The organism is Streptomyces cahuitamycinicus (assembly GCF_002891435.1).
In the GTDB taxonomy this organism is placed as follows: domain Bacteria; phylum Actinomycetota; class Actinomycetes; order Streptomycetales; family Streptomycetaceae; genus Streptomyces; species Streptomyces cahuitamycinicus.
The window spans coordinates 1-425 of sequence record NZ_POUC01000988.1 but is presented as its reverse complement, the minus strand read 5'-3'; the positions used below and the strand labels follow the sequence as shown (position 1 = coordinate 425).

Sequence of the window (425 nt, the reverse complement as noted above, 5' to 3'; positions counted from 1 at the left end):
GTACATCTCCGAGAGCACCCAGCCCGTCCGGTCGGCCCACGGAAGGACCCGAAACGTCGTCGGATCCGGAACCAGAACCGCGTCGGGTAGACCGGTCAGCCTCTTGTCACCGAACCCGTCGGCTTCGAAGGGCGGCACCACGGGGTTGTTGGTGCTGTCGAAGATCAGTGTTGCAGTCTGAAAGTCCTTGCCCTCCTTGAGCGCCGAGCGAAACGCATCGACCTCGAGGGTCTCGCCCCTCAGGATGCCGTGCTGGTCACCCCAGCTGATACGGACCTGACGCAGGTTCAGGTCGTCGAGCTGGGCGACCAGCTTGGCGGCCGCCTCCTCTTGATGCTGCGTCCACAATCCGTTGGCCGCAATGAATGACGAGCCCATAAGGCCTTCCCGTTCGTCGTGATCAGGTGATCTGATCTCTTGATGCC

Annotated in this window: 1 pseudogene; it reads right to left on the bottom strand. The window is 62.4% G+C overall.

Annotation, left to right across the window (positions count from 1 at the left end):
• Positions 1 to 378 (bottom strand): annotated as a pseudogene (locus C1J00_RS44230) (glutamine synthetase); the annotation flags it as partial.
• Positions 379 to 425: the final 47 nt, after the last annotated feature.